The 6,807-nt window shown below is 67.7% G+C and carries 7 protein-coding genes and 2 pseudogenes; all 9 read right to left on the reverse strand.

What is annotated here, in order from left to right:
* Positions 1 to 262, reverse strand: a pseudogene (locus tag K288_RS0141755) (YbjN domain-containing protein); the annotation flags it as partial.
* A 115-nt stretch (positions 263 to 377) separates the two neighbouring features.
* Positions 378 to 1,127 (reverse strand): hypothetical protein, encoded by a 750-nt coding sequence (locus tag K288_RS0141760; protein ID WP_027584688.1) that lies wholly within the window; start codon positions 1,125 to 1,127, stop codon positions 378 to 380.
* A gap of 8 nt (positions 1,128 to 1,135) precedes the next feature.
* Positions 1,136 to 2,197 carry a peptidyl-prolyl cis-trans isomerase gene (locus K288_RS0141765; RefSeq protein ID WP_027584689.1) on the reverse strand — a complete coding sequence of 354 codons (1,062 nt, stop codon included), beginning with the start codon at positions 2,195 to 2,197 and terminating at the stop codon, positions 1,136 to 1,138.
* Positions 2,194 to 2,793: a hypothetical protein gene (locus tag K288_RS0141770; protein ID WP_027584690.1), complete on the reverse strand. Its 600-nt coding sequence runs from the start codon at positions 2,791 to 2,793 to the stop codon at positions 2,194 to 2,196. The genes K288_RS0141765 and K288_RS0141770 overlap by 4 nt, the downstream gene beginning before the upstream one ends.
* A 2-nt stretch (positions 2,794 to 2,795) precedes the next feature.
* On the reverse strand, positions 2,796 to 4,667 hold the full coding sequence (locus K288_RS0141775) for a putative porin (protein ID WP_027584691.1): 1,872 nt from the start codon (positions 4,665 to 4,667) through the stop codon (positions 2,796 to 2,798).
* 43 nt (positions 4,668 to 4,710) lie between these two features.
* A pseudogene (locus tag K288_RS55295) lies at positions 4,711 to 4,809 on the reverse strand (energy transducer TonB); the annotation flags it as partial.
* 189 nt (positions 4,810 to 4,998) lie between these two features.
* The gene (locus K288_RS0141785; protein ID WP_244443466.1) at positions 4,999 to 5,817 is read right to left on the reverse strand and encodes an energy transducer TonB; all 819 of its coding nucleotides are present in this window, start codon (positions 5,815 to 5,817) and stop codon (positions 4,999 to 5,001) included.
* The gene (locus K288_RS48685) at positions 5,814 to 6,344 is read right to left on the reverse strand and encodes a hypothetical protein (protein ID WP_244443467.1); all 531 of its coding nucleotides are present in this window, start codon (positions 6,342 to 6,344) and stop codon (positions 5,814 to 5,816) included. Before K288_RS48685 ends, K288_RS0141785 begins: the two co-directional genes overlap by 4 nt.
* Before the next feature lie 21 nt (positions 6,345 to 6,365).
* A complete protein-coding gene (locus K288_RS0141795) occupies positions 6,366 to 6,770 on the reverse strand; it encodes a biopolymer transporter ExbD (RefSeq protein ID WP_027584694.1) in 405 nt (134 codons plus the stop codon).
* Between the last annotated feature and the right edge of the window lie 37 nt (positions 6,771 to 6,807).

The following is a 6,807-nucleotide window of genomic DNA, read 5'->3' on the forward strand; positions in this document are numbered from 1 at the left end:
TGGCGTTCCAGCGGTTGACCAATTCGAGCGGCAGTTCGCCCTGGACCTGCAGCACGGCGATGAGGGCGACGTCGAGGAAGCCCTGCGGCTCGCCGGCGGTCGGGTTGCCGGGACGGACGTCGAAGGCGAGCCCGTTGGTGGCGGAGCGCAGGTAGGCGAGGCCCGCGACCGGATCGGTCAGGGTCTCGACCCGATAGCCGGCGAGCTGAAACAATTCGCGCAGGCTGTCGAGGGTCAGGTGGGTGATCGTGGCATCGGACATGGCAAACTCCGTAACGGCTGTGGTGGGTGAGCGGATCGGCCCATGGCAGCGGACGGCTGCCGGCGTGGGGGGCAGAGGTTGCAATGCGCCGACGACACTCCCCGCGTCATCGGCATCACAAGGCGGCGCTTGCGGGCAGCACCGGGGAGGCCCAGGGCGCCGTCCCGGGCGAGCGGGCCGCGCGGTCCTGCGCGATCATGGCGCGCGCGGCCTGCGCCAGGTCGGGCAGCACCTGGTCGGCCAGGCAGGCGCAGGCGGCGCTGCCGAGCGCGACATGGCGCGTGGTGGTGCGGACCGGCGCGGCGGCGTCGTGCGGATCGGGCGCCACCAGGCCGGAGCGTCCGGCGGCGAGGTCGGCGGCGAAGCCGGCCTCGATCCGCAGCACCGGCGGACGGGCCGCCGCGCCGAGCCGGTCGTTGACGGGCAGCTGCGCCAGCGTCAGCTGCGCATCCTTGAGCAACAGCCGCAGATGGCGGACGACCGCCGCGCCCTGCGCCAGCACGTCGTCGAGCCGGATCGTGCTGCCGAGCAACAGGTCGGTCTCGAGTGCGAAATGGACGCGCTGGCCCTCGACCGTGGCCGGCAGCAGCTTGCGGATCTGCCAATAGCTGACCTCGCCGACGCGCTCGTCCTGGCCGTTGAGCTGAAGGCTGCATCGGATCACCACATCGGTCAGGCCGTCGCCGTCGTGCGCGAGCTGATCGCCGAACTGCAGGCAGACCCGGCAGCCGACCGGCAGGACATGGCGCCGCCAGGTCGCAATCACGGCGCCGCGATAGCCGCCCATCGCCAGCAGCGTCCGCAGCCGGGCTGCGGTCAGCATCACCTCCGGGGCCGGTTCGGCGCTGGGCGGCACGGCGGGCATCGCGAACGCTACCTCGCCGCCGGCGTCTGGGCGCCGAGCAGGCCCGACAGCGCGAGCTCGTTGATCACAGGCGGATTCTGCTTCAGGAGCTCGGCGATGTAGGCGCGCCGCAGCAGGCTCGCCCGCTCGCTGCGCATCTGCTGGAGCAGCGGCTCGCGCACCTCGGGCAAGGTCCGGGTGTAGGCGGCCTTGGTGTCGATCAGCTTGATGATGTGCCAGCCGTCGTCGAGCTTGATCGGCTCGGCGATCGCATTCTTGGCGAGCGCCATCACCTGGGTGCGGATCTCCGGCCGGATCTGGCTTTCCGCGAGCCAGCCGAGCTCGCCGCCATTCCTGGTCTCGCTGGTGTCGTTGGCGAGCGCGGCGAAGTCGGCGCCGGGGACCTTCAGCTTGCGCTGCAGCTCCTCGACGGTCTTCTTGGCCTTGTCCTCGGCCGCCTTGTCGGCGTCCTTGGCCACCGCGACGAAAATCTGCGCCAGTTCGAATTGCCGCGGCATCAGGAACGAGGCGCGGTTGGCATCATAGACCTTCTGCAATTCGTCCTCGCTCGGGAAGCTGGCCGGCGGGGTCGAGAGCTGCTGCAGATAGAGTTCGGCAACCGCGCTCTCGCGCACCCGCTCGAGCTGTTCGGCGATCGCCGGCTGCTGGTCCCACTTCTTGGCCGCGACCTCCTGCAGCACCAGGCGGTTGGCGAGCATCAGCCGCACCGCCTGGCTGAGCAGGCCCGGATCCTGCCCGTAGGCCGCCCGTTCGCGCGGCCCGAGCGCGGCGACATAGGCCCGGATCTGGTCGGCCGAGATGTTGGTGGTGCCGACCCGGGCGATCACGTCGTCGCCGGCCGCCGACCTGGCGGTGGCCGCGCCCTGCGTCGCCGTGGCCGCCGCCTGCTGCGGGGCCACTGCGGCGGGGACGGCCGGCTTCGGCTTGGCGACGGCCGGCACCGGGCGCGGCGGCGGCGGCGCCGCGGTCTGGGCCACGGCGCCGAGCGGCAGGCCGGCGAGCGCCGTTGCCAGGAGCGACACGCGCAGGGAGCGCAGCTGGCGTGCGCCGCGGAGAGGAGCAAGGGTCATTGGTCTGCCTTCTGGTCGAGGATCCTGTCGCCGGCGTCCTGGATCCTGTTCTGGATTTCCACCCGGCGCAGCCCCAGCATCGGCTCATGCGCGACGATCGTGTCCCCGATCGTGACGCTCCTGTATTCCTTCAAGAGCTCGCGGCCGGCCTTCAGCATCTGGCCGTTCCTGGCGACGCAGCCCTTGGTCGAGGCCTTGTAGGCGTTGGCCTCGCCCTCGAACCTGGCCCGCGCGGCGTCCTTGTCGCGCGCGACCGTGGCCGCCTCCTCATAGGCCGACTTCCACTTCTCCAGCGTCTCGTCGCGCTCGACGAGGCGCTTGTTGAACTCGTCGACCGCCTCGCGATGCTGCTTCTCGACCTCGCGGACCTGCGCCTTGGCGGTGTCGATCTGGGCCTTGGCCGCGGCCTTGTCGCGCTCGGCATCGGCCAGTTTGGCCTGCAGCGCCGTGCGCTGGTCCTCCAGCTGCCGGGTCTGCAGGGTGGCGCTGCGCAGCGCTTCGCGCAGCCGGTCGGTCTCGGCATCGGCGCGGGCCGGCGCCAGCGGCGAACACACCGCAACGGCGGCCGTGATGAATGTCAGGATGCGTATCTTCATGATCAGAACTTCGCGTTGAGATCGACCAGCAGGACGTCGACGGCGTATGGCGAGCCGGCGATGTTGTTGGCGCTCAGCCAGCGCAGCGAGGCCCACACATTGTCGCTGAGCCCGACATTGCCGCCGAGGAAGTAGCCCTTGAGGTTGGTGCCGCCGAGCCCGAAATCGGAATCGGCGAAGGCATCGAGCGTGGCGTCCGATTCCAGATATTTGTAGCCGACATGCACGTTCCAGTCGGCGAAATGCTTGATCTCCTTGTTGCCGACGGTGACGCGCGCCATCCAGCCCATGTCGCCGCCGTTGAACGGGCCGAACGAGCCATCCGCGGTGCCGGCGCGGTTGTTGAGGGCGATGCCGGGAATGGTGGGCAGATCCTTCAGTCCGGTGCCGGGACCGGTCAGCGCGCGATTGAAGGCCGAGTTCCAGACGAACTCGCTGTCGAGCACGATGTGGAACGGATGGAAGTCGCCGAGGTCGAGCGAGGCGCTGGCGACCAGCGGCCGGTACTTCTGCACCAGGCCGAAATACTGGTACTGCGCCGTCTGGCCGAAATTATTCCAGGTGCCGGATGCGATGTTGCGCAGCGCCCAGTAGGTGTTGCCCTTCTGGGCAAACAGCGGCCGCGACAGGTCCGAGCTGCAGCCATCCGAGCTGGCGACGATGATGCACGGCTCGGAGGCCTGGCCCTGCACGTTCTCGAAATCGTAATAGGCGACGCCGAAGCGGAATTCCGAGACCGGATCGAACCGCATCGCGAAGCCGCCCTGGGCGCCGAACAGCCACTTGTCGTGGCTGGGGAATTTCGCGGTCTCGGTCGAGGCGTTGGTGATGCCGGCATTGAAGTCGGTGTTGAAGATCGGGAACGCGCCGACCACGCCGAACGCCGTGATGTCCGGCAGCACCTCCTGCTTGGCCTGCAGCGCGAAGCCGTCGAAGCCCAGTTCGCGGTACCAGACCAGGTCGGTCGGCGACCAGAACGGATTGTCGAACCGCCCGACCGAGGCCATCAGATCCTGGTTCGGCAGCTGGTACTTCAGGAAGGCGCGGTCGAGCCAGATCGCATATTTGGAGAAGTTCGAGCCGCCGCCGCCCAGGGTCTGGTTGGTCGAGACCGGCGAGTTGCTTTCGCCGGTGGCGATCCGAAGCCCGGCGGCAAAGCCGTTGGTGAGGTCGGCATCGAGGCCGAGCCGGGCGCGCAGCCGCACCTGGTTGCGGTTCTGATAGGTGTTGTAGGTCGGCGGATTGGTCAGGTTGGCGTTGGAGACGTCGTAGGGCGAGCCGGTGTTGATGGCGTTGAAGTTGGTCAGCGACGGATCGTTGCCGGTCGGGAAGAAGCTGCCGTGATAGCGGGCGCGGACGTCGCCGTAGAAATGGATGCGCTGGGCCCATTCCGGATACAGGCCCGGCGAGGCCCAGTTCTCCTTCTCGGCCTTCGCCATCACCTCCTTCTTGAGGTCCTCGCGCAATTGCCGCTTCACGATCTCCGGCACGTAGGTCACGTGCTTGGTGCCGGGCGGATTGGCCGCGGCCGCCGCCGCGGTCGCCGCCTTGGCGGCCTCATCGGCCTTGCTGGAGGCGTCCCTGGAGGCCTGGCGCGACACATAGGCCTCGTCCTCGGCCTGCTTGATCAGCGCCTGCGCGTCGTCCTCGCTGAGCAGCTTGCGCTTCACCATCAGGTTGAGCAAATTGACCGTGGCATTCGGCGAGGTCGGCTTGGCATCCGACACTTTCGGCCGCTTCGACTCCGCCTTCTTCTCCGGCGCGCCGGCCTGGTCCGCGGTCTGGCCGAATGCCGGCGCCGCGCCGCACAGCGCAGCCAGCGAAACAGCGAGCAGCAGCCTGCGCCGGCCTGCACCTGGATTGATCTCAAACATTGTGTCCCCAGTCCTCGTTAGTCCGTTGTGTTTGACAGTCGCATTAGCTCGGCCGACGCGCGGTCAGGCGCGTCACCATCGGCATCGGCATGTCCTTCGGCGGCGGCTCCCGCAGCGTCAGACGCCCCAGCACGTCGTTGCGTGCCGGTCGTTTGACGTCAGCCCGCTCGCGGGCAACGTTCCGCCGGGGTCTGCTCCATAGCCAGCGTTGCGCAGGCAAGCGCGCACGGCGATACGGCAAGCGGAATCGTGCGCCATTCCGCATTTGCCCTCACACTCAACATCAGCCCCTCAATTCTCACTCGTGACATTAGGTTTGAAAAATTCAGGATCAGGTCGGCCGTCGCGCGGTGACCCGGGTGACGACCGGCATCGGCATGTCTTTCGGTGGAGGCTCGCGCAGTGTCAGGCCGCCGATCACCTCGTTGCGAAGTGCCGCATCGACCTCGGGATCACCGGTCGACGGCGTCAGGACGACCCGGCTCACGCGGCCCGAATTGTCAGCCCAGAGCTTCACCTGGATCTGCGTGGCCATGTTGCGCGTCTTCGGATTGGACCGGATCGCCGCCTCGATCTGCGTCGTGACGATGGTCGAGTACCAGCCCCAGCGGCTGCCACCGCCGCGCCCACCGTAAGGACTGCCGCCCTCCTTGCCGCCGAGATTGAAGAGATCGCCGGGTCCGGTCGCCTTGGCGTCAAGCGACAGCGGGCCAGGCGGCTCGTCGTTCCTGGCGTCCTTGACCGGCTCGTCCTGCGGCTTCTCGATCGGTTTCTCTTCCTTGAATTCGGGCTCGGCCATCTTCGGCTGCTCGATCATCTTCTGCTCGGGCATCTGTGGAGGCGGCGGGGGCGGCGGAGGTGGCGGCGGCACGATGTTGACAATGGTGAGCTCGCGCACCTGCCGCGGCGGCGGCATATCGTCGTGGCCGACAAAGACATAGGCGATGCCGCCGAAGACGAACGCGGCCAGCACCAACGCGACGCCGAAGCGCGGCAACGAGGAACGCTCGGTCTGCGCCGTAGGACGATCATCGGTGGACGACGGCCGCGGCACCGAAGCTTCGCGGACCGCACCCGCTTCCGGGCTTTCCGCGGCCGCATCAGCCTGGCGTATCGTCAGTTCTCTCTTTTGATTGGCCGGCATGCTCACGACGTGACCTCCGTTGCCGCCGGCTCGGAGAGCCTGTCGGCGAGATACTGCACGATGAAGCGGACGAGCGTGTCGAAGTCGCTCGTTTCCACGATCACCCTGGTGTCGGGCACTGCTTCGACCGCCGCGCGATAGGTCGAGAGATCGCTGAGGTAATCCACATAGGCCGCACCGTCGATCAGGAGCCGCGATCCAGGAGACCGCGAGATGGTCAGCAACAGCGGATCGTGATCCGGCCCCTGTTGCGCGAGCCGGCGCCGCAACACATCCGCAAGCCGCACCAGCAAGGCTTCACCGTGAATCGGAAACAACAGCACGTCACCGCGCGCCGGCTCCGCCTTGCCTGCGTAAGGAGACAGCAAAGGCTCCTCGAGGCCGCGATGCCGCATCGACAACGGCTGCAGCCTCTCGACCCGGTTGACGTCGAGAGCATCGTCGCCGTGATCGAAATATCTCGTCACGCCGCGCAGCCACGACCAGAACGTCCGACGCGGCTGGGTGGAAAGAAGCGACAACTCCGTGATCATTGGCGGTGCCTTCGGGCGGACTCACTTCACGAGCGGCTTGGTGGCGAGTCCGACCTGGTTGAGACCGATGCGGCCGAGCAGGTCGAGCACGTCCATCACGCTTTGGTACTGGGCCTGGGCGTCGCCGCGCAGCACCACGGGGAACTCCGGCGTCAGCGCCTTCTGCTGCACCAGACGCTGCTCGAGCTCGGGCAGCGTCACCGGGATGGTGTCGAGGAAGATCTTGCCGTCGTTGGCGACCGTGATCGCCTTGGTGGTCTGCGTCGCCAGCGACGGCGCCGCCGAGGCCTTCGGCAGGTTGACCTTCTGGCCCTGCACCGTCGCCGTCGTCATGATGATGAAGATCACCAACAGCACGTAGGCGAGGTCCAGCATCGGCGTGATGTTGATGTCGTCATACGGCTTGGAGTCGCTCTGCAGCTGCATCGCCGTTACTCCGCGGCCATGCGCTGCTCGATCGGAT

This window comes from Bradyrhizobium sp. Ai1a-2 (genome assembly GCF_000426245.1).
GTDB lineage: Bacteria > Pseudomonadota > Alphaproteobacteria > Rhizobiales > Xanthobacteraceae > Bradyrhizobium.